The organism is Holdemanella sp. DFI.5.55, assembly GCF_020593575.1.
Classification (GTDB): Bacteria; Bacillota_I; Bacilli_A; order Erysipelotrichales; family Erysipelotrichaceae; genus Holdemanella; species Holdemanella hominis.
This window is the reverse complement of sequence record NZ_JAJDMK010000463.1, coordinates 1-213: the sequence shown is the minus strand read 5'-3', so window position 1 is coordinate 213 and position 213 is coordinate 1. Positions and strand designations below refer to the sequence as shown.

Here is a 213-nt window from a genome sequence, read left to right as displayed (position 1 = left end):
CGACTTTTGGCCTCAAGGTTGCCCGCTGGTACTCTGAAATGAAACGCAACTACGAACGTTTCGAGCACGCGGCCGCTGGCGTTGAAGCCGGTAAGATCTCTGGGGCCGTGGGAACGTTTGCTGAAGTTGACCCACGCGTTGAACAATATGTCTGCGAAAAGCTCGGTCTGCGGGCCCAAGAAGTTTCCAGCCAAGTGCTGCCACGGGATCTGC

The 213-nt window shown here is 56.8% G+C and carries 1 protein-coding gene; it reads left to right on the top strand.

Annotated features, from left to right (window positions below; genetic code table 11):
- On the top strand, window positions 1-213 hold a 213-nt coding region (locus LJE08_RS14815), incomplete at both ends, for a lyase family protein (RefSeq protein WP_255650375.1).